Below are 22,424 nucleotides of genomic sequence, written 5' to 3' on the forward strand. Positions count from 1 at the left end.
TTAAGTACATAAGAAATTAAAAACCAACAATATAAGATTTCTAAAAATAACCTTCAAAAGCTAAAAATATCCATATCAAAAGCAATAACATCCATTTTTTCAACCTCATTTCCATCGTAAATTTGATAGGCTCTATGAAATACGCTAACAATATATTTCATTGAAAACCAATTGAATTACACCGGACATAGCTAAACGGTCTGGTTCAGAAAAATATACAAACCAAAAACTCAAAATCCATGTTAAAAAAATTACTTTTTGTTGCAATATGCTTTTCGCTGTTACAACAATCCTATGCACAAAAACAATCCATACGAAATGGTATTCTGTGGAAAGACACTAATGGGCTTGATATACAAGCACATTCAGGGGACATCATGACGCACAATGGTCGTTTTTATTGGATTGGCCTTGACCGATCGCAAAACTTCAATTATGAAGGAATTAACCTTTACGTTTCAGATGATTTGACCAATTGGGAGTTCTTGAATAAAGTAGTTGATAAAAACACCAACGACCAAATGGGAAATCCGAACCTTCCTCGGGAAGAAAAACGCTTTACCGAACGACCAAATTTGGTATATAATGAAATGACAGGACTATTTGTAATTTGGGCCAAATACCAAAACCCTGGATACACTGCTGGGGAAGTGGCCATCTTTACAAGTCCTACTATAGATGGTGATTACACCTTTGTAAAAGCGTTTCAACCTGCCGGATTCGACTCAAATGATTGCAGCTTTTTTAAAGATGAAGATGGTAAAGTTTATTTTATCTCGAACCATAAAGGGGTAAACACCCCAGACGACCCTACCGATAATGAATCTTTAAACCTATATCAATTAACAGATGATTATATGGATGTGATAGGAGATCCGGTACATTTATTTGCTGGGCAGAAAAAGGAAGCTCCCGCCATTTTTAAACAAGATGGCACCTATTACCTTATTTCTTCCGGGAAAACAGGCTGGAGACCCAACCAATGTGCTTACACCTGGTCTAAATCCTTAACAGGAGGATGGGCCAATTGGAAAGCATTGGGTAATAAGGTTACATACGACACCCAGGCTAATGATGTAATTACCCTCACAGATGATGATGGGAACCCATCTTACTACTATGTCGGCGACAGACACAAAGATCCAGAACTCCCAGAATCCAAATACCTATTCTTGCCACTTACTTTAGGGACTAATAATAATCTGGATCTGGAATATGTGCACGAATTTAAAATTGACATGGAAACAGGGCGTTGGGAAGCTTTCGACGATAATATCTATGTTCCACAGAACGATTGGAGTTTGGTATCCGTTTCCAGTGAAGAGACCTCTGCCGCCGATAGACCAGCCACCAATGCGTTCGATAATGACATCAATACTTTTTGGCACACTAAATATAGTGACGGTAGCGATCCCTACCCACATGAAATTGTAATCAATTTAGGTGCCGAATACGAAGTGTCTGGCTTTACCTATATTCCCAGACTTGATAGAAGCAACAACGGTCTCGTTGCTGAATTTCAATTATTTCTTAGTTCAGATGGGGAGAATTGGGGCGCACCGACTGCTTCCGGTAATCTAGGGTATTGGACAGAGCTCTACTTCGAGACCACTTCTGCCCATTATATGAAATTCGTAGCAATTGCACCCATGGAAAAAACAGCCGAAAATCTCGCTACGGCTACAGAGTTAAGACTTATAAAAAGTTCAGAATACACAAAAACCGACGTTATTTTGCCTTACAACAACCCAGACCAAAGAGGATGGAACAGCAATACTTCCATTACAGTATCTAAAGGAGGAGAGATTTTTTTCGGCCCACAAACACAATACCACGAAGGGCAAACAAAGTTTTTTGGCTTTTACAGCTGGCATGGTCCCAACGATTTTTACGCTACGGGTAGATCGGTGAAAATCACCGACATTCAAGAGGAGCAATTAGGGGAGTACACCTTAAACTTTTTGGATGACAACTTTAATGTTCAAAAGCAAACCTTTCAAATTGCTTTTAATATGGAGGTTACTTCCGTGGAAAAATTGGACGAAGCTTGTAATGGTGCCAACAACGGAGAGGCCACCGTAACCGTTACCAACGGTATCCCTCCTTACTCCTATGCTTGGGATGATGGCCAAACCACACAAACCGCTACCAATTTAACTCCGGGAATCCATACTGTAACCATTAGCGATGCTGCCGGTTATTCCTTAACCCAAGAGATAACCATAGAAGAAGCCAGTGAAGTAACTGCAACACTAACCGAAAACCAAACCGTATTCCTTGGTTATGGCAAAGAAAATTGTACTGCTTTGGAGGTGTTAAGCGTTCAAGGAGGTTCAGGTGATTATACTTATAGCTGGAATACTGGTGATTCCACCCCAAAAATTGATATTTGCCCGGAAAGCACCACCGTTTATACCGTAACCATTACCGATACTGAAACTGGATGCAATATTGATAAAGAAGTTGTGGTGGAGGTAATAGACATTAACTGTGGGAACAGCAGCTGGATTGAAAAAGTGGAAGTATGCTTTAAAGGAAGAAGTTTGTGCGTGAGCAAACATGCCGTAGCTGCATTGCTTAGAAATGGAGGCGTATTGGGCAACTGCAACGATAACAATAGTATTGTATTTACTGAAGTTAAAGTGGCTCCAAACCCTGTTACCAATTATGCAAACGTATACATACAAAGCAAATCTCAGGCAACGGTAAACTTAGAACTATTTGATTTTAGAGCACAAAAAGTATTCTCCCAAGAAGCATCCATTAATGAAGGGGACAATCAAATACAGTTGGACCTCAGCAATTTGCCAAGGGGAATCTATATACTGAAGCCCCTCGTAAATGGCGTGGAACAAAAAACAAGACTGCTTATTAAAAAATAAGAGCTCTTGTAAAATACTGCTATATTTTGTGGTTTTATATAGCAAGCCCATGAGGCTGTTTTAAAAGTGTTTGCTTTTGAACAGCCTCATTTTAATAAAGCAGTCCCTTTATGTTATGCTAAATTTAAAATGATTTCAAGAACCCTAAATTTTAATATTTACGCTGTGATACAGTCTGAAGGAAAAAACATGTCTACTTTTATGTTCCCATTAATTTGGGCGCTAATGTTTGTGGCACTCCCTTTAAAAGCTCAACTTTCTAAAGAAACATTGGAAAATGCAGCAGAACGCTGTATCGTCACAAATGATCCTGTAAGTTTGGTATATCCTTTTTTAGACACCGAACATTCTCGATGGTTCTATTTTTCATCCGCTAGTAGGCCTTTTGGCATGGTAAATTTAAGTCCAGACACAGCAACAGATGGTGCTTGGAATAGTGGTTACCGCTACCAGATAGATACCATACAGGGATTTAGTCATGTACATGCATGGCAATTATCGGCGCTTTCTGTAATGCCGGTACAAGTATCAAAAAACAACGAGACAAATATATTTACCGACTATTATTCCCAATTTTCACATGAAAAAGAAATCGCTTCACCAGGCTTTCATTCTGTTTATTTAGAACGTTACGGTGTTCATACTGACTTAACAAGTACCAAGCGAGTGGGCTTCCACCGATACCGCTTCCCAAATGGCACTGTGCCAACGGTACTTTTCAATCTCAACAAACAATTGGGTCCATGTAAAAATATGGCAGGGCGTTTACAACAGTCTGGAGACAAAAGTCTTTCTGGAGAACTTACAATGTCGGCAACCTCACGTCGTCCTAAGCCTATAAAAGTTTATTTTCAAATTGACTTTAATGTGGAAATTGATTCTTTACATCGGGATAAAACTACAGGAAATTACCTTGCATTCACCAAGAAGGAAAGCCAAGAAACACTAATGAAAGTAGGAATTTCTTACACATCCCTTGACAATGCGCGAACCAATATATCCAAAGAACTTCCAGGGTGGGATTTTGAGGCTGCAGTGTGCCAATCCCTTCAAGATTGGAACAAAATGTTAAGCCGAATTAAAGTATTTGGAAACAGTAAAACACACCAACGTAGGTTTTATACTGACCTTTGGCACGCTTTACAAGGACGTAGAATTATTAGCGATGCCAATGGAGCATATCCAGACTATACAGGAACTGCTTTTAGAATTGGCCAAATTCCACTTGATAAATTCGGTACACCAACGTTTAACCACTACAACTCCGATGCTTTTTGGGGTGCGCAGTGGACTATTCAAACTTTATGGGGGCTCGTTTACCCTTCAATAATGAAAAATTTTTCACTTTCTTTGCTCCAATATCAAAAAGACGGAGGTTTGGTGCCCCGTGGGCCTTCTGGCGGAAACTACACAAATGTAATGACTGGAGCATCTTCTACCCCATTCATCGTGGGCGCAGTACAACGAGAAATCCTAAAAGAAAATCTAGATCAAGTTTATACAGCTCTTAAAAAAAACCATGTCATGAATGGAATGATGTCCAAAGCCGGTTATGAACATAACACTGCTATTGGAGGTGGATTAGAATATTATCTCGAAAAAGGATATGTACCATATCCTTTGCCCGAAAAAGTGAAGGCCCATCATAAAAATGGAGCATCCATGACGCTTGAATATTCTTATCAAGATTGGGCATTGGCACAATTCGCCAAAAAATTGAACTTACAAAAAGACTATCGTATTTATAAAAAACGTTCCGAAAATTGGAAAAATGTTTTTGACGCTTCCGTGGGTTGGATTCGACCTAAAAATAGAGATGGAGTTTGGAAAAAAGAGTACGACCTCTACCAAATAGGCCATGGTTTTACAGAAGCAAATGGTGCACAAAACACTTGGTTTGTACCCCACGATCTTCCAGAGCTGGCAAAACTTATGGGTGGTAACGAAAAAGCCAGTGAAAAACTCAATGAACAATTTAAAACAGCAGAAAAATCAGGTTTTACGGCAGGTGATTCCCATGGGCAAGAAAAAAACCCAAAATACAGCCGAATTCCCGTCAATTATGGAAACGAACCTTCTATGCAAACGGCTTTTATTTTCAATCATTTAGGCAGACCGGATCTTACACAATACTGGTCGCGAAAGGTCATAGACAGTGTTTTTAGTGGGTTGTCACCTGAAACCGGCTATAGTGGCGATGAAGATCAAGGTATTTTGGGAAGTCTAGCTGTATTAATGAAAATTGGACTTTTTCAAATGAACGGTGGTGTAGAATCGAATCCAAAGTATGAATTTGGAAGTCCGATTTTTGATAAAATTGTTATTACCCTTGAAAATAATAAAAAACTGATAATCAAAGCTCTTGGATCAGCGTCGGGAAAAAAATACATCGAAACCGTGAAATGGAACGGAAAACCTTTACAATCGGATTCGGAACAAAAACACATTCAGCATAAAGAAATTATACAGGGCGGAACCTTAGAATTTATAATGAAATCTTCTAATCCCGTAAAATAGCCAGTTTAATATGGTATTGTATTTCTACTACCCTATGCGAGGAAATACTTTTTTAATTTACATCGGCCGGCCTTCTGTCTGTTTAGAATCTTTGGGGTACCGCTCAGAGTTTTATTGTCGCTACTGACCATCGCTCCACTTTCTCGCTCTCAATATTCTTAAAATCCTACGTTTTGGGACTCCTGTCCATTTTATTGGCCTTGTTCCAGGCTTACTTCCCCAGCTCTTACTGTTGTTAAATCATTTTCTCCTCACTTATCTTGATGATACTTATCCAAAAGTTATTAATTCGATACTTTAATGAAACGAATGTAATTGAAGAAAATGTAGTTGTACTACCTGAGATACTTAAATAGCCCCTTGGGATGAATTATATAACCCCTCCCATTACGTTAAACCTAGCTAAATTTAAGTATTTAATAATTTATCAACTAAAACTTATCCATTATGAAGTACTATTTACGTAAAGTTATTTTTTCATTCATGGCCATATTATGGTTTATTACTGTTAAAGGACAAACAAATCCCTATACCGTCAGGGTAAATGCAGACGGCTACAAACACATCTTTGAAGGGGCTGGTGCTTCCTTTAGCAAATGGGTCGGCGACCATAATAATATGAGTGCAGCAGACCAAGATAGTGTTATGAGGTGGGCTGGAAAAGACTTGAATATGCAATATTTGCAAGATTATACAGGTATATATCCATCTGATGATCCTTCATACTACGATGCTAATGCTAATTATATAAAGACAATGAGAGCCTACAGGCCAGAGTTGAAAATGTCTTTGGTAGTTAACAATCTTCCCGATAACCTATGTACTACCATAGATGTAAACGGGACTCCAACGAAAGCATTGGATTATACTAGAACCGGTATTTATGATGAGGTAGCCGACTGGTACTTTAAGGCTTTAGAGGGGTATTTTGTTCGTGGAGTACCCGTAGATATTCTTAATATTGTAAATGAACCCGATCATAACAAAGACAATAAATTTTACTTGTACGGCCATGGTAACAATAAAGAAAAAGGTGTGGCTTTTTTGTTAAAGGAAGCCATACCCCGGCTCCGAACGATGGTCAACAATCCATCGATAAATGTTCATGGGATACCTATGCCAGAAATAATGGCCTTCAGTGCGTTGAGCGCAAGGAGAACCCCAGAATGGGTGGATGAGGTGAAGAACAATTATCCAGATGCTTGGAATGAAGTTGATATCTTAAGTACACACCAGTACGCTCAAGGATCAAATAACGCTTATTTCGATCAGATGAGAAACCAATTGGAAGGCAGAAGATTTATTCAGTCAGAAATGCATGCAGGTCGAGGGGAAGATATAGGCTACTTGGAAGATATTTTGGGACAGCGGCATTACACAGCTATGTCGGCAGCAAATCTAGTTATTTGTGGTGTCAATGCAGGGTTGAATTCATGGTGGTACTTTTTCGTAGCCGCATCGGGAAACTACAAAAAAAGTTCCTTAATAATTATGCCCGATGATGGTCAAAACCCATATAGAACTCATCAATATTACGCATTTAAGCAAGTGACTTCCTTACAGCCACCTAATTCGCATGTAATGGAACGTACAATCGATGGCAATGAAACAGATGATGAAGTTATTGTCTTTAGGAAACAAGGGGATAACCATGCTTACGTAACCATTGTGAATTATTCCGATCAGCCTTCTCCTGCGGAAGTGATCATCGAAAATGATAATGGAGACATATTAAAAATAAAATCCATAGAACTCCATACCACTGATGCCCAGTTGAAAGATGTAATTACGGATTCGCAAAATTTCACTAATCAGGTTGATGAATATACATTTACAATGCCTCCATACAGCGTAAATACGTTGAAAGTTGAATTTATGGAACTAAACAGTGCTTCTAAAATCCCTCAGTCTGCATGGAGTCTGCACTCGGTAGATAGTGAGGCCGGTAGTGATCCAGCAATAAATGCTTTTGATGGGAATCCCAATACGATTTGGCATACTCCATGGGGAGAGAATGAAACAACATTTCCTCATCAAATATCCATTAATTTAGGGGCGACCTATAATATTTCTGAGTTTCGTTATTTGCCACGGCAAAATGCTTCCCAAAATGGAACCATTTCGCAATATGAAATTTACCTTAGTACAGATGGTTCCAATTGGGGGAGTCCCGTAGCAAATGGAACTTGGGCCAATTCAAAAACTGAAAAATCCTTAAATTTTACAACCACAATAGCAAAATATGTTAGACTGGTCGCCCTCAGTGAAGTGAACAATAAAGCATGGGCTTCAGCCGCTGAAATTAATCTCTACGGAACAGCAACATCTGCTTTGGAAGCCAAATATCTGTTTAATGGCGATGCCAACGATGCAACTGGAAATGGATATGATGGAGCAATTAATGGTACAACTTTTACTACAGATGCCGTTCGTGGTCAGGTTGCTAGTTTTAATGATACCTATATACAAGTAAATAATCACGAAGGAGTTATCGGTACTAATTCCCGTACTATATCGGCATGGATAAAAACAACCGAAAATAATAGTGCTATAGTATGTTGGGGACCCAATACAAACGGAAACAAGTGGCTGTTTCGTATATATCAAGGGAAACTGCGAGTGGAAGTGAAAGGCGGACATACAATAGGTAGTACTACCATTAATGACGGTCAATGGCACCATGTGGCCTGCACTTTTGAAGATGATGGTACACCGAATGTAACCGATACCAAGCTATATGTAGATGGTCTATTTGATAATGTTTCATCATCCTCTGGACAAATTATCAACACTTTAGGAGGAAGGGCATTACAAATTGGACAAGATCATGATAACCGCAAGTTTAGTGGGTATATGGATAATGTACATATTTATGAAAGAGTTCTCAGTGCTTCTGAAATAGCAAATGAATTTCAACAAACGCTGAGCAGTTCTTCCCAACTAAAACAGTCAAATGAATTGAAACTATCCACCTCGAGCGCAGTTGACGAAATTGGTGATTTTGAAGTTTATCCTAACCCGACCAAATCTGAATTCAACTTAAATTTTAAGAATATAAATAATGCCAAAGTGTTCGTTTATGATTTTAACGGTAGGTTAGTTCACACTGCCAACACAAGTAAACAATCAATTCATTTATCAAACCCTTTCTTATTTAAATCTGGCATGTATGTAATTAAAGTTATTGATGATAAAAATAAAGTTTACTATAAAAAAATATTGATTGAATAGAAATAAGTTTTCAAACAAAAAAAAGTTAATAATCCTCGGGGCAAGCCCCGAGGCATTAGTTTAGAAAAGATTCAATTGAATGTCATTGTCTTTGTGTAAAATCTGATAATCCTTCTCGGTTCCTTGATTTTTTACATATGCAGCTATTACTTTCTCACTACTATGCCTTCCCACTGTATTAATGTAGAATCCACTGCCCCAAAAGGCTCCACCCCATAATGCTCGTTTAACACCAGGGGCTTGGGAAAAAATTTCCCTAGCAGTAATGCTTTTTATTGTTCTTGCAATCTTTGTGGGGCTATAGGTGGGAACACTTTGTAGCAGAAAATGAACGTGATTCCTGTCAGAACCTATTTCCAGAATGTGAATTTCATATCTTTTCTCGATTTCAATACAGGTCCTTTTTAGTATGCGATCAACTTTTCGACTCAATACAAATCGACGATACTTTGCAGAACATACCAAATGGTAAAGCAACAAAGATACATTATGACTTTTATGAAAATGCTTACTTGAGCTCACGCTCAAAGATTACTATTTTTTTCGTACGAGGCAAGCCTCGGGGTATTTACCCTCCTAGAATAAAAAAGCCTACTTAGCAATTTGCTAAGTAGGCTTTCTAACCTCAAAATAGTAAACAAATTATTTACGCACTCGGCGTTCGTTTTCGGGTCTGTTTTTAAAAGCAGGGTCCCAAACGCCTTTATAGCGTACTTTTTCATTTAACATAAGTTGCTTATGAATGTGGTAGGTAACATCCATCCATTGGTTTCCTTCGTCCCACAAAGGTTGTATTAATTCGGACTTCCAAGAATTATAAGTATTTAAAAGCTCTTCAAATTCCTCAGGTTTTTTCTTCGATAAGTCGGTAGTTTCCCCAAGGTCATCTTTTAAATTATACATTACCGAGCCAAAACCATCAAGGTTGATAAGTTTGTAATCCCCTATTCTAGCCGCAGAATTTTCAAGTTTTTTCCAAAATAATTTATCGTGCGGGTCACCTTGTTTTTTACCAGTGACATAGGGCAGTAAATTGGCTCCATCCAATTGTAAATCTGCTGAAGGTTCAATACCTGCCGCTGCTAAAGAGGTGGTAAAAATATCAAGGGAAGAAGATAATCCGTCAAAAGTTTGTCCACCTTTTATAGCCTTAGGCCAGCTAACCACAAAAGGTACCCGGTGCCCACCTTCAAATTCATTACCTTTCCATCCTTTTAGCGGGCCTTCTTTAGATTGATTGTTATGAGCACCACCGTTATCGCTTAAAAAATAAATAAGAGTATTATCCAATTCGTTCAATGCTTCCAACTTATCTACTAGCTTCCCCACATTCTCATCCAAAGACCATGTCATAGCCGCCAATTCCTTTCGGGGATGCTCTTTAAACTTCTCCAGATCCTCTTCTTTAGCATGCATAGGCGTATGAACCGCGTTATAGGCCAAATACATAAAGAATGGTTTATCGCCACTTTCTTCTGCAAATTTCACTGATTGATCCCCCAGAACATCGGTCATATATCCTTCAAAAACCACCCTCTCCCCATTGTGCTGTAGCATTTTATCTTCAGAAGGGTTTTTAATAGGAAAATAAGAACGGCTTCCAGTTAAAAAGCCATAAAACTCATCAAAACCTCTCTGGTTGGGTTGGTCGGATTTATCGTTCCCCAAATGCCATTTACCCAAAGCATAAGTATTATAACCATTATCTTTAAAAACATCTGCCATGGTTTGTACATCATCGCTTAAGCCTATCCCTCCAGTTCCGTTGGCCTCAAAACCAAAACGCTGTTGGTATTTCCCGGTCATTAATCCAGCCCTGGAAGGCGCGCATACCGTAGAACTCACGTGAGCGTCGGTAAATGTAACCCCACGAGCTGCCAAAGCATCTAAATTGGGGGTCTGCAAGTCTTCGCTACCCATAAAACCAAAATCAATATAGCCAGCATCATCTGCCAATATTATAATTATATTTGGTTGGTTGGATGATTCTATTATAGAAGTACTTTCCGCTACGTCTTTATCCTTTTTTGGATTCTCTTTACAAGAGAAAAGAATGCTCACTATGCAAGGTAAAACCCACTTAGTATATTTATTTTTCATCTTTTTAGTATTATTTAGTTTATTAATTATTTTTAATTTGCTTTCTATATTCTAAGCGTTTTTTGATGTCGAATTTTTCATCATACTCTGGATTTTTTTCCTTCGGAATAGGGGCATTCATTTCAATACGCCACTCATTAAGCTCCTGCAATAATTCTGAAGTTTTTTCGGGATGTTGTTGTACCAAATTATTTCGCTCCCCTATATCGTCATTAAGATTATACAACTCTACGGAATTATCTTCAAAATATTGATGAAGTTTCCAATTCCCGCGGATAATTACCGAACCCGGCCGCGTTCTAAACAAAGGGTCCCGACCATCATCTTTTACAGGATTATAGGCCTGAAGGTAAATGGGAAAGTGAAAAAATAACGGTCTCTTTGAAAGTTTCTCCCCATTAAAAATAGGCATTAGGGAAACTCCATCCAGCTTAAAATCCTTAACAGGAATTCCTGCTACTTCCAGTAAGGTAGGAAAAATATCTAAGTTGGAAATAGGGGTTTCATTTCTAGTATTTGGCGCAACCACCCCATCCCATCTTACGATATACGGCACCCTAATTCCACCTTCATAATAAGAACCTTTACCGCCTCGTAATGGTTTTTGACTACTGGTATCTGCAATACCTCCGTTGTCTGAAGTAAAAATTATTAGTGTATTTGCAAGCAATCCGCTTTCTTTGAGATAGTTTAATATCTTACAGATATTGGTATCTACGGTTTCTATCATCCCTGCATATACCGCATCATTCTGAAAAGGGTTACCTTTTTTACTGGTATATTTATCCTTTAACTCCGGAAATGTTGCTAATGGGTTGTGCACTGCATAGTACGGAAGGTAAACAAAGAAAGGTTCTCCAGAAGTGTTTTTCATAAAATTGATGGCTTCATCTGTTAACCTATTGGTAAGGTTTTCGCCTTTCGGGCCATATTCCATATTTGGCACATTGTAGGGAGAAAAATAACCATTTTTACCTGGTCCTCCATTTTTACCTCCTGCTACATTTACATCGAAACCCTGTGTTTTCGGATCTTCCCCCAAATGCCACTTTCCAAAAGTGGCCGTAGTATACCCTTTATTTTTCAAAGCTTCTGCAATGGTTATAATAGAATCTGGTAACACCGTTTTATTAGGTGTTGGAACAAGCTTTCGAAAACGCTTGTTCCCCCTATCTGAATTTCCTACAGTGTAAATTTCATGTCTAGGTGTATTTAAACCGCTCATTAAGCAAGCCCTGCTGGGGGCACAGTTAGCAGCCCCTGCATACCCTCTTGTAAGAGTGAGCCCATTGGCTGCGAGTTCTTTAATATGTGGAGTTTCATAAAACTCACTCCCATATGCTTCGGTGTCTTTATAGCCTAAATCGTCTACGTTAATAAAAACTATATTGGGCGTTTTTTCTTCCTGTGCCGATAATCCCGAAGAAAAAAAAAATACGATAATAAAACTACTAAACAGGCGGCTGGTTTTAATCATAATCCAAACAATTACAATATTTAAAATTTACTTTCTTGTAGGTTTCTCTAAAACTTTTTCTAAATATGCTGCCATCTCTTTGACCATTTCAGGGTGGGATTCTGCAATATTTTGAGTTTCCCCAGGATCTTTATCCAAATTAAAAAGCATGGGAACCGTACTATACCCAGGGTCTACAAACTTATTTTTAATCCATTCAGGTAGTTTGTCGGATTTCTTAGGGTGGATGTATTTGTAGTTTCCTTTTCGTATTCCGTAGGCATAGGCTTGCTCAAACAACATTTCCCTTCCTTTTTGAGATTTCCCCAACCACGCGTCTAGCAAGTTTTCACTGTCGGGGGCATCTGCCTTTTTCAGTTTTTGCCCTACCAATGCTGCTAGGGAGGCATACAAATCTACTTGCGATAAAAGCGCATTGCTTGTACCCGGTTGTATTCCTGCTGGCCAAGAGATCACCGTTGGCATTCGGGTACCAGCTTCGTATACCGAATATTTAGAACCTCTATATGGCCCGCCCGGATTGTGCTCCCCAAGCAATTCAATAGCATAATCTAGATATCCATCATCTAAAATAGGCCCATTATCACTACTGAAAATAATCATGGTGTTTTCTTTAATACCATTCTTATCTAATTGTTTCATAATCTCCCCAACACACCAATCCATTTGTGTAATAACATCGCCACGAGGTCCCATTTCACTGGACTCTACAAACTTTTTATTGGGTGTTCTTGGTTGATGAATGTCATGTAACGAGAAAAACAGGAAAAAAGGATTTTCTTTATGTTTATCTATAAAATGAGTAGCCTTATCCGTTAATACAAAAGGAATGTTTTCATCTATCCACAAGGCATTCTCTCCCCCTTTCATATACCCAATTCTACTAATTCCATTGGTAACCGAAGAAGCGTGTTGATCATCTGCATGCTGCTTTAACAATTCAGGATGCTCTCTCCCTACAGGATATCCTCCGGGAATATTTTTCTTATAATCTACCGTTATTGGGTCTTCCTTTTCCAAACCAACTACTTCTTGATTTTCCATAAATACCGTTGGCACCCTGTCTCCAGTGGCGGGTATTAAAAAGCTATAATCAAAACCTACTTCTTTTGGTCCTGGGGTTACTTTAGTGTTCCAGTTTACATTACCATCACCTAACCCCAAATGCCATTTTCCCACAACACCTGTTTTGTAGCCAGCATCTTTTAGCATATCTGGTAGCGTTCTCATTTCAGTATCTATAATTAGCGGGGCATCTCCTGCCAAAATAGCCGCTTTACCACGAAAAGCATAACTTCCTGTAAGCAACGAATAGCGTGAAGGTGTACAGGTAGCTGCTGAAGAATGTGCATCGGTAAAATTAATACCGTTGGCCGCCAGGGCATCTACATTTGGGGTCTTTACCCCTACAGCACCGTTTACCCCAAGATCGCCAAACCCTAAATCGTCTACGTAAATAATCACGATGTTTGGGTTCTTCTTCTTTTGAGCATTAACACTTGCAAAACATATCGTTATTAATAGTACCCATGCTATTTTATGCAGTATCGAATTTTTCATTCTGTTTACTTATTTATCAAAAAAATCCAGTTTCCACTCGTTGTACCATTTCAAAATAGGTTTGCCATCTTCAAATTGTACGGGTAACCAAATGTATCTTCCATCGATTGGGTTTTTAGGCGTCCATCTATCCGCCATAAAAATAAAAGCATCTTTTTTTCCTACAACGGGCAGCACATAAGTACTCTGACTTCTGAAAGTGGTTTCCTTTTCTTCTTCTGAACCCCGAACAGGATTCCCTAAGGATTTCCAAGGCCCCAACATACTATCTGCCATTGCAGATCTAGCTGGGTTGGGATCCCATCCTGTTAAACCAGAACTAAACATATAGTATTTGCCGTCCTTTTTAAAAATAGCTGGAGCCTCGTTGTTCCCTCCTGGAAACACTCTTACATATTCATTGGATAAGGAAAGGTAATCATCGGTTAATTTGGAAATAATCAGTGTCCCATTCTCTTCTGATGCCGTGATATGATAAGCTGATCCATCCTCGTCTTTGAACAAAGTCATATCCCTAGACATCTGTCCGCCTTCAAAATCCCTCAAGAAGTACACCCCGTGCTTAGACCTTTGTCCCCATTTTAAATCTTCTTTTTTTGCATACGTTTCTGCATGGGCTTTTTCTTCTTCTGAAAAGTTTTTGGGCCATACCCCTGGATGCATACGGAAGCTATCTATATATTCATAAGGCCCCGTAATGTTGTCTGAGACCGCAACACCCGTAAGTGCTGCTTTATAACCTTGCCCCTTCAGTTCATGATGAAACCATAGGACATACTTATTGGTTTTATCATTATAAATTACTTTTGGGCGCTCTAATACCGAGCCTTTTTGCAATTTAGACGAAGTGTCTTCCTTCATTTTAAGGGCTACACCTTCATCTTTCCAATTGTAAAGATCTTTAGAGGAATACACATGCACTCCCACAAGCGCTTGGTTGTTGTTTCCTTTGTGTTCACCAAACCAATAATAGGTATCGTTAACAACAGTAATCCCCCCACCGTGAGCGTTAATGTGTACTCCGTTATTGTCTTCCCAAATTTCCCCAGGTTGAAAACTTTTATAATCAGTTTGTGCGAAAGTTAAGGTTACACAACACATGGTAAGGAGTTGGAATAATCTTCTGCTTAGCTTCATTTGTTTTATATTCATCCTACCTTATTTTTTAGTCCCGATTGGCAAAATATAGTAAGAGTACTCTTTTTGCTCTGGTTTTATTTGATATTGTTCATGCGGCTGTGCACCCCAACTGGTATCGCCTCCAACGCCCATTTGCTCTGCATCTATATTTACATTTACCAATTCTCTTTTGGTAATATCAGACATGTGCCTTTGTTTCTTTTCCTTCCCTGCATCAAAATCAGAATTGTACTGATGGTGCGCACTAAAACCAAGTAAATCGGTACCTATTACTTTAATTCCATTCCCAGTTGCATCTGTAAAAGACACCCAGCGTACATCTGTTTTATAACCGTTTTCTTGTGGGCGCGCGTAGGCAAAGTACAAGTCTTCTACTTTGGACTTATATTTACCAACAAAGGCAGCTGTATTTCTATCTTGGTAATTTTCGTGCGGACCTCTACCGTACCAATTCACAATATTATATGAATTATTCAGGATGAAATTATTCCCGAATCGAGGCATATTAAACAGTCCGTCTTTCACATCTGTAAGTATATTATCTACTTTTACAATCCCAGTAGCGCTTAAGGTGTATATAACTTTAATTTTAGCCATCTCGTTTGGCAACTGATAAACCGTTTCTACGCTTACTTCTTTGCCTAAATCTTGCTTTGTAATATCTTCCAGCTTCCACTCTTTTTTTCCAGATTTAATTTGAAGCGAAAGTAAACTTTGATTATCCGATGCTTCTTTCCATGCTCCAAACTTCTTAGGCATATTAAACCCAAAATCGTTATCGGTAGTTGGTCTCCAGAAATTAGGCGTAATGCCTTGCTTAAGTACATTTCCGTTACCGTAGTTTACACTACTTAAAGTTCCTTTTTCAACATTAAAAGTAAATTCAGCAGCCTTGGATTTTAGCTTTAAGAGTCCGTCTTCCTGAGTTGCTGCAAGAATGTCATCAGAAGTTTTCTTAATGGAAGGTTTATATGTTCCAAATACAAATTCTTCACTAGCCAATTGCTCCCCTTTTTCAATTAATGGAAAAGTTTTATTGGTTGTAGCATACCACTGAATATTATATTCATTAGAAGCTGTTTCCAGCTTTGGCAGTTTAATGGTTACCATTTTTGATTCCTGTGGACCTAAGTTTATAGCGTCTAGCTTCCCTTTTGCCAAGGACTCGCCTTCTTTAAAGAGCTCCCAACTAAAATCAAACCCATCTAAACTGGTAAAGTAATAGCCATTTTTAATGGTTACTTTTCCTGTGGTAGGATTAAAGTCTTTAAACTTTATATGCTGGTACACTTTTTTAAGCTCTGCCAATGCCGGGTGTGGCGTACGATCTGGATTTATAACTCCATTCATACAGAAATTGGCATCGTTTTGAAGATTTTCAGCACCAAAATCACCTCCGTAACCCCAATATTCTTTGCCATCTTCGGTTTTCCCAAGCAATCCTTGGTCTACCCAATCCCAAATAAATCCACCTTGCATAATGTCATACTTCTCAATAACATCCCAATAATCCTGAAAGTTCCCCAAGCTATTTCCCATGGCATGTGCATATTCACATTGTATCAATGGACGCTTAGGATTGTTTTCAGCATAATTTATCATTTTAGGGATTTTCCAATACATGGGTGCCTGTATGTCTGTATTTTCATATTGGGTAGCTCCTTCGTATTGTGTAGGCCTTGTAGTATCTTGTTTCTTCAACCAATCGTATGTAGCGAAGAAATTTTCCCCGTTGCCAGCTTCATTCCCTAAAGACCAAGTTACAATAGATGGATGATTTTTATCCCTTTCAAACATACGCACTGTTCTATCCATATGCATCCCTTTCCATTCTGGAAGATATGCCGGATGTATTTTTTGCGCTTTTTTATTGTTGTTCAAACCTTGATTGGTAGTTCCCATTCCATGGGTTTCTATGTTTGCTTCATCAACTACATAAAAACCATATTGGTCGCACATGCTATAGAAAAATGGATTTTTAGGATAATGGCTGCAACGAATAGCATTTACATTGTTTGCCTTCATCAACTTTAAGTCTTTTAAAGTTAATTCCTCATTTATAACATGCCCAGTAGACTCGTCGTGATCGTGAAGGTTAACCCCTTTTATAAGTATAGGCTGCCCATTCACCAAAAATTGGTTGTTTTCTATTTTTATATTTCTAAATCCAACTTTTACAGCAGTTGCTTGTGTTTGCTCAGCTCCATCTAAACTTATGGTTGTCGTGTATAGGTTTGGCGTCTCTGCTGTCCACGGTTTAGCATTTTCTACAGTTCCTTCAAAAGAAATTTTTTCTTCGCCAGGCGATACCGTTACACTTTTGCTGAAATTAAGAATCGCTTCTTTTCCATCTAGCAATTGAACCTTTACGGTACGCTCTTCTTTTTTTTCTGAAGTATTTTTTAATACTACATCGATACTAAATGCACCGTCTTTATAATTGTTCACTAAGTCGCTACCAACCCGAAAATCATCGATGGAAGTTTTATTTTGGGCAATTAAATATACGTCGCGCTCTATACCGCTGAGTCTCCAAAAGTCTTGATCTTCCATATAACTGGCATCAGACCATCTTAATATCTGTACAGCCAATTGGTTTTCTCCTTTCTGTAGATATTCAGTAATATTGTATTCAGCTGGTGTTTTGCTTCCTTCGTTGTACCCCACTTTCTTTCCGTTTACATACACATAAGTTGCGCCACTTACCCCTGCAAAATGAAGGTAAATATCTTTTCCGTTCCATTCATTCGGCACATTAAAATTACGTTTATAGCTCCCTACATTATTCATGTTATGTGGAATAAAAGGAGGATTTTTAGGGAACACATATTTTACATTAGTATAAATTGGAACACCGAAACCTTGCATTTCCCAATTGGAGGGAACTTCTATTTTGTCCCATCCGCTAATATCGAAATCAGTTTTAAAGAAATCTGCCGGTCTTGCCTGTACACTATCGGCATAATAGAAATCCCATGTTCCATTTAATGATTTATAGAAAGGTGATTTCTTCCAATCTGCATTGCTTATTGCCTCTTGGACCGTAGGGTAATTATAAAAAGTAGCGGTAGGTTTCTCTCTATTTATTTGATAGATTTCTGGATTTTCCCACTCTGGATTTTCCCAAGTTTCGGCAACATATACCGGCTTAGTATTTTTTTGTTCATTACACCCTAAAGCAACCAAGGCAAGCGTCATTGCACAAAAACTTTTTGTTAGTAACTTCATTATATTTTCGTTTCGTTTAAAATAGATGTTAGTAAGTTTCAATCTTTGGTAATTTTACTATCCCACCAAGTTTCATTGGGTTGATAGTCTTTTGATAGCATTTCTTCGCGTTCTTTTTCAAGTCTTGGCATTAGCACCTCTTCTCTATTTTTTTGAATTTTCTTTGCCAATTCATTATCAAATTTTGGATCTTTTGAAGGCATATTGGCATTAACGCTTTTTAAATACTCCATGAGTTCTTTTTCAAGCTTCAGTAGAAGTTCTTTTTCCAAGCTGGAAATATCATTTTGCTCACTTGGGTCTTTCGCAAGGTTGTAAAGCTCATTTCTATCATCTTCATAATAATGAATCAATTTATAATCGCCTTTACGAATAATGGAAGAGGGTTCTCCTCCTTGATTTCCGTAGTGCGGATAATGCCAAAATAATGGCCTTTCTGCTATTTTACCATTTTCAATAAGAGGTTTTAAACTCACTCCATCTTGTGTTTGATTAGGCATAGGTGCTAAACCTGCAAAATCAATAAGTGTTGGGAAAAAATCTGCTCCAGTAACAGGTGTATCTATTGTTTTAGGAGCGTTGTTAACAAAAGGAACTTTTATAAAATAAGGCTCTCGAATACCGCCTTCCCACTGGTAACCTTTACCGCCACGTAAAGGAAGATTGGTTGTAGAAAATGCATCTCCAGAGGCTACACCTCCATTATCTGATGTAAATACCACAATGGTATTGTCTTCTAGCCCTAACTCTTTAAGCTTATTAAGAACTAAACCAACAGCGTCATCCATCTGCTCTATAAGTCCTGCATAAACTGGGTTGTCCTGTTGTGTACGAATGGGCAACACTCGCTCCATTTTAAAGCCAGACTCCTTAATTCCCTGTAATTCTGCTTTATCCCTATATTTTTTCCATTTTCCTTCAGAAGTTTGTATTGGGCCATGCACCGCATAAAATGAAAGCATTGCAAAGAAAGGCTTGCTTTTATTACTTTCAATAAACATATTGGTTTCTTCTGCTAAACGCATAGATAGGTTTTCACCGGCCTTTTTGTTAGGAAGCTTTGGATTGCTCCAAGGTGAAAAATACCCTCCTTTTGGACTGCCAACTTCCCAGCCTCCTTTATTAACATCATACCCGTTACTTTCAGGATTATTTGGCTCGTCTCCTAAATGCCATTTTCCTGCAAAAAAAGTTGCATACCCGCCTGCTTTTAAGGCTTCTGGTAATGTAGTATCGGTTTCGGGTAACGCATGAACATACGCTGCCGGCAACAGTTTATCATTTCTTTTATGCTTTCTCCAGTTCTCGCCAGAGGCGGCTCCAATCCAATCTGTAATACCATGCCTCGCCGTAGATTTCCCTAACATTATGGTAGCCCTGGAAGGACTGCACACCCTACTGCCAGCGTACCCCTGAGTAAAAACAGTGCCTTCTGTTGCTATTTTATCAATATTCGGTGTTTCATAATAATTACTTCCGGTAATTCCTAAATCGTGTGCCCCTAAATCATCGGCAAGTATAAAAACAATATTCGGCTTTTTTATTTCCTCTTTAACTTCTTCAGGAACTTTGTTTTTACAGCCACTCATAAGAATGGCCGTAAAACAAAGAAAGCTAACTAATCTAAACAAGTCCGGTTGATTCATTAATTTGTAATTTGTTGTTTAATTGAAGGGTGAATATAGTTTTTCTTTCGCAGTCATGATTTATTGTATACAAAAAGAACCGATTTCCACCCTAAGTAGAACTATATGCCCTATTCGGACATGGATCATCTAAAGACTTAAATAATGTTTTATAAAATGAACCATCTGGCTATAATTTGTATTTAGCATATCATTCATAGACTATATTTTAATACTTCCAATTAAGAACAAGTTTTAATGGGGTTTTTCAAATATATAGATTTGCCAATAGCCAAAAAATAGACAAAAGCTTTAAAAACATGGACAATAATCCTATCTGCATTTATTTCATAACTGTGTTAATTGAATCATATATTATTCAGTACATATCCATATAAAATAAAAACCTCCAATGCTATTAAATAACCTTAATTGTTTAAAAGTATATTTGACTTTTAATTTATTTTTGTACCTTTTGCCATCACTTAGACTTAACTATAAAAGTAAGATGCATTTACAATTAATAAAATTTAAATAGACTGAAACTCCAACTATATTATGAAAGAAATACTATTGAAATATAAGGTTGTATATATGATAACTTTAGCCTTTTTGATCAATCTAAACGTTACTATTGCCCAAGACCAGGAAATAGGAAAACCAAATATCCTTTTCATTTTAACGGATGATTTAGGATATGGAGATGTAGGCGTTTTCTATCAACAGTTAAGGGCAAAAACCCCCGGACTGCCCTCCATTTCTACACCGAATCTCGATGCTTTAGCTGGAGAGGGAGCCATGCTTACAAATCATTATGCGGGCGCTCCTGTTTGTGCACCTTCACGAGCCTCTTTGTTTTCTGGCAAAAATCAAGGGCAAGCCAATGTACGGGATAACCAGTTTGATAAAGCCATTGAGGAAAACTACACCTTGGGATCTGTACTACAACAAAATGGATATAAAACCGCACTCATTGGTAAATGGGGGTTACAAGGTCAAGGTAAAGGTCCCGATTGGCCTGCACATCCTTTAAAAAGGGGTTTTGATTATTACTTGGGTTATATAAGGCACGGCGATGGTCATGAACATTATCCAAAAGAAGGAATTTACCGTGGCACTAAAGAAGTTTATGAGAACAACAAAGTCATCACTCCTTCATTAGACAAAGCCTACACTGGCGATTTGTTTACTGCAAAAGCAAAAAATTGGATTATGGAACAAAATACTGAAAATAAAAACCAGCCTTTTTTCCTATTCCTTTCTCTTGACACTCCGCATGCTGTTTTGGAATTACCAACACAAGCCTACCCAAACGGGAAAGGTTTAAAAGGTGGCTTGCAATGGCTAGACACATCAGGAAAAATAATCAACACAGCATCTGGAAAACCAGACTCTTTTGTTAATCCGCTTTATAAAGACGCAACATACGATCATGACAAAAATCCAAATACAGCAGAAATTGCTTGGCCAGACACGTATAAGCGATATGCCACCGTTGTAACAAGAATTGATAATCAAGTTGGGGATTTAGTAGCATTATTAAAAGACCTTAATGTGTTTGAAGATACTATGATTGTTTTTACTTCTGATAATGGTCCTTCCAAAGAATCGTACCTACCAAAAGAATATGTTGAAAACAATCCAGAATTCTTTCAAAGCTTTGGTCCTTTTGAAGGAATTAAAAGAGACCTATGGGAAGGCGGCATGCGTGAACCCACATTAATAAGTTGGCCAGCCCGAATTAAAGAGAATTCTATAAATGAAACACCTAGTGCCTTTTACGATTGGCTGGCAACATTTTGTGACGCAATAGAGGTACTTCCTCCTGCTGGAACTAATGGAAAATCGATACTGCCTACATTTACAAATTCAGACTTGAATAACGAAAGAACCGTCTATTCTGAATATTTCCAAAAATGGAATACCCCCAATTATGATTCTTTTGCTGAAAATAAAAGAGGTAGCGCAAGAAAACAAATGCAATTAATACGTATTGGAGATACTTTGGGAGTTCGTTATAATATTCAAAATGCGAATGATGACTTTCTCATTTTTGATATAAAAAACGATCCCGCGCAACGAAATCCGCTTACGCTCACCGATATGGAGTCTCTTCAAAAAAAGCTAAAACAACAAGCTCTAAAAATGCGTTTTAGAAACACATCGGCCCCTCGACCTTATGATGATGTTGCTATTTCTTCAAGCACAATTAAAGAAGATAATTGGGCATTTTATGAAGGTGAATTCCCTTGGGTTGCTGATGTTTCTTCAATTTCTCCTTCTAAAAACGGAAAGAAATTCAGCTTTAAAAAACCAAACTCTTTCGAAGAAGGAATTGTAAAAATCACCAAAACCATTACCATTGAAAAAGCTGGAAGGTATGAGTTCTCACTTAATACTGATGCGCCAACGGTTCTAAAATTTTACGAAATAAACCTTATTGATGCAGATTACAACTTTGCCGCTTCCAAAGTATACACCAATAGCTTAGTACTAGACGAAGGAAAACACAGCTATACACTTTATTACAAAAATTCTGATACAAAAGCACCTAAAATAGATTTGTCATGGAAGCTTATTGAAAAATAACACTTCGGAATATTCCATTAAAAAACCGGTAGCGAGGTAAATTTCACTACCGGTTTTTAATTAAACAAATAATTA

Annotated in this window: 11 protein-coding genes; 4 read left to right on the top strand and 7 right to left on the bottom strand. The window is 38.0% G+C overall.

The features are described 5' to 3' along the window. The first annotated feature begins 239 nt into the window (after positions 1-239). The 3 genes from NDQ75_RS13765 to NDQ75_RS13775 all read left to right on the top strand — a co-directional run bounded on the left by NDQ75_RS13765 (position 240) and on the right by NDQ75_RS13775 (position 8,630). Positions 240-2,882, top strand: a complete 2,643-nt coding sequence (locus tag NDQ75_RS13765) for a discoidin domain-containing protein (RefSeq protein ID WP_202029176.1) — start codon at positions 240-242, stop codon at positions 2,880-2,882. Positions 2,883-3,011: 129 nt separating this feature from the next. Next, on the top strand, positions 3,012-5,399 hold the full coding sequence (locus NDQ75_RS13770; RefSeq protein ID WP_251762033.1) for a GH92 family glycosyl hydrolase: 2,388 nt from the start codon (positions 3,012-3,014) through the stop codon (positions 5,397-5,399). A gap of 447 nt (positions 5,400-5,846) precedes the next feature. Then, on the top strand, positions 5,847-8,630 hold the full coding sequence (locus NDQ75_RS13775; RefSeq protein ID WP_202029178.1) for a LamG-like jellyroll fold domain-containing protein: 2,784 nt from the start codon (positions 5,847-5,849) through the stop codon (positions 8,628-8,630). A gap of 60 nt (positions 8,631-8,690) precedes the next feature. On the opposite strand, the gene tnpA is transcribed toward NDQ75_RS13775, so the two are convergent. The 7 genes from tnpA to NDQ75_RS13810 all read right to left on the bottom strand — a co-directional run bounded on the left by tnpA (position 8,691) and on the right by NDQ75_RS13810 (position 19,781). Beyond that, positions 8,691-9,152: an IS200/IS605 family transposase gene (gene tnpA, locus NDQ75_RS13780; RefSeq protein WP_202029179.1), complete on the bottom strand. Its 462-nt coding sequence runs from the start codon at positions 9,150-9,152 to the stop codon at positions 8,691-8,693. Positions 9,153-9,272: 120 nt separating this feature from the next. Beyond that, positions 9,273-10,730, bottom strand: coding sequence for a sulfatase-like hydrolase/transferase (locus NDQ75_RS13785; protein WP_202029180.1), 1,458 nt, complete (start codon positions 10,728-10,730; stop codon positions 9,273-9,275). Positions 10,731-10,752: 22 nt separating this feature from the next. Next, positions 10,753-12,207, bottom strand: a complete 1,455-nt coding sequence (locus tag NDQ75_RS13790) for a sulfatase (protein WP_202029181.1) — start codon at positions 12,205-12,207, stop codon at positions 10,753-10,755. 27 nt (positions 12,208-12,234) lie between these two features. Continuing rightward, complete coding sequence (locus NDQ75_RS13795) at positions 12,235-13,767, bottom strand: sulfatase family protein (RefSeq protein WP_202029182.1); 1,533 nt, start codon at positions 13,765-13,767, stop codon at positions 12,235-12,237. Between the two features lie 9 nt (positions 13,768-13,776). Beyond that, positions 13,777-14,919, bottom strand: coding sequence for a glycoside hydrolase family 43 protein (locus NDQ75_RS13800; protein ID WP_242513704.1), 1,143 nt, complete (start codon positions 14,917-14,919; stop codon positions 13,777-13,779). A 6-nt stretch (positions 14,920-14,925) separates the two neighbouring features. After that, entirely contained in the window at positions 14,926-18,135 is a 3,210-nt protein-coding gene (locus NDQ75_RS13805; RefSeq protein WP_202029183.1) for a glycoside hydrolase family 2 TIM barrel-domain containing protein, read from the bottom strand. A 38-nt stretch (positions 18,136-18,173) separates the two neighbouring features. Further along, positions 18,174-19,781: a sulfatase gene (locus NDQ75_RS13810; protein ID WP_242513705.1), complete on the bottom strand. Its 1,608-nt coding sequence runs from the start codon at positions 19,779-19,781 to the stop codon at positions 18,174-18,176. A 537-nt stretch (positions 19,782-20,318) separates the two neighbouring features. Between NDQ75_RS13810 and NDQ75_RS13815 the strand changes: the two genes are divergently transcribed. Further along, on the top strand, positions 20,319-22,349 hold the full coding sequence (locus tag NDQ75_RS13815; RefSeq protein ID WP_202029184.1) for a sulfatase-like hydrolase/transferase: 2,031 nt from the start codon (positions 20,319-20,321) through the stop codon (positions 22,347-22,349). The last annotated feature ends 75 nt before the right edge of the window (positions 22,350-22,424 follow it).

Origin of the sequence: Galbibacter mesophilus, assembly GCF_023721415.1 — a bacterium.
GTDB classification, from domain to species: Bacteria; Bacteroidota; Bacteroidia; order Flavobacteriales; family Flavobacteriaceae; genus Galbibacter; species Galbibacter mesophilus.

Bases quoted from the DNA above. Each gene is read 5' to 3' on its own strand.
- NDQ75_RS13770 (WP_251762033.1), top strand. From the start codon at position 3,012: ATGATTTCAAGAACCCTAAATTTTAATATTTACGCTGTGATACAGTCT.
- NDQ75_RS13805 (WP_202029183.1), bottom strand. From the start codon at position 18,135: ATGAAGTTACTAACAAAAAGTTTTTGTGCAATGACGCTTGCCTTGGTT.
- NDQ75_RS13800 (WP_242513704.1), bottom strand. From the start codon at position 14,919: ATGAATATAAAACAAATGAAGCTAAGCAGAAGATTATTCCAACTCCTT.
- NDQ75_RS13815 (WP_202029184.1), top strand. From the start codon at position 20,319: ATGAAAGAAATACTATTGAAATATAAGGTTGTATATATGATAACTTTA.
- NDQ75_RS13785 (WP_202029180.1), bottom strand. From the start codon at position 10,730: ATGAAAAATAAATATACTAAGTGGGTTTTACCTTGCATAGTGAGCATT.
- NDQ75_RS13790 (WP_202029181.1), bottom strand. From the start codon at position 12,207: ATGATTAAAACCAGCCGCCTGTTTAGTAGTTTTATTATCGTATTTTTT.
- NDQ75_RS13775 (WP_202029178.1), top strand. From the start codon at position 5,847: ATGAAGTACTATTTACGTAAAGTTATTTTTTCATTCATGGCCATATTA.
- NDQ75_RS13765 (WP_202029176.1), top strand. From the start codon at position 240: ATGTTAAAAAAATTACTTTTTGTTGCAATATGCTTTTCGCTGTTACAA.
- NDQ75_RS13795 (WP_202029182.1), bottom strand. From the start codon at position 13,767: ATGAAAAATTCGATACTGCATAAAATAGCATGGGTACTATTAATAACG.
- NDQ75_RS13810 (WP_242513705.1), bottom strand. From the start codon at position 19,781: ATGAATCAACCGGACTTGTTTAGATTAGTTAGCTTTCTTTGTTTTACG.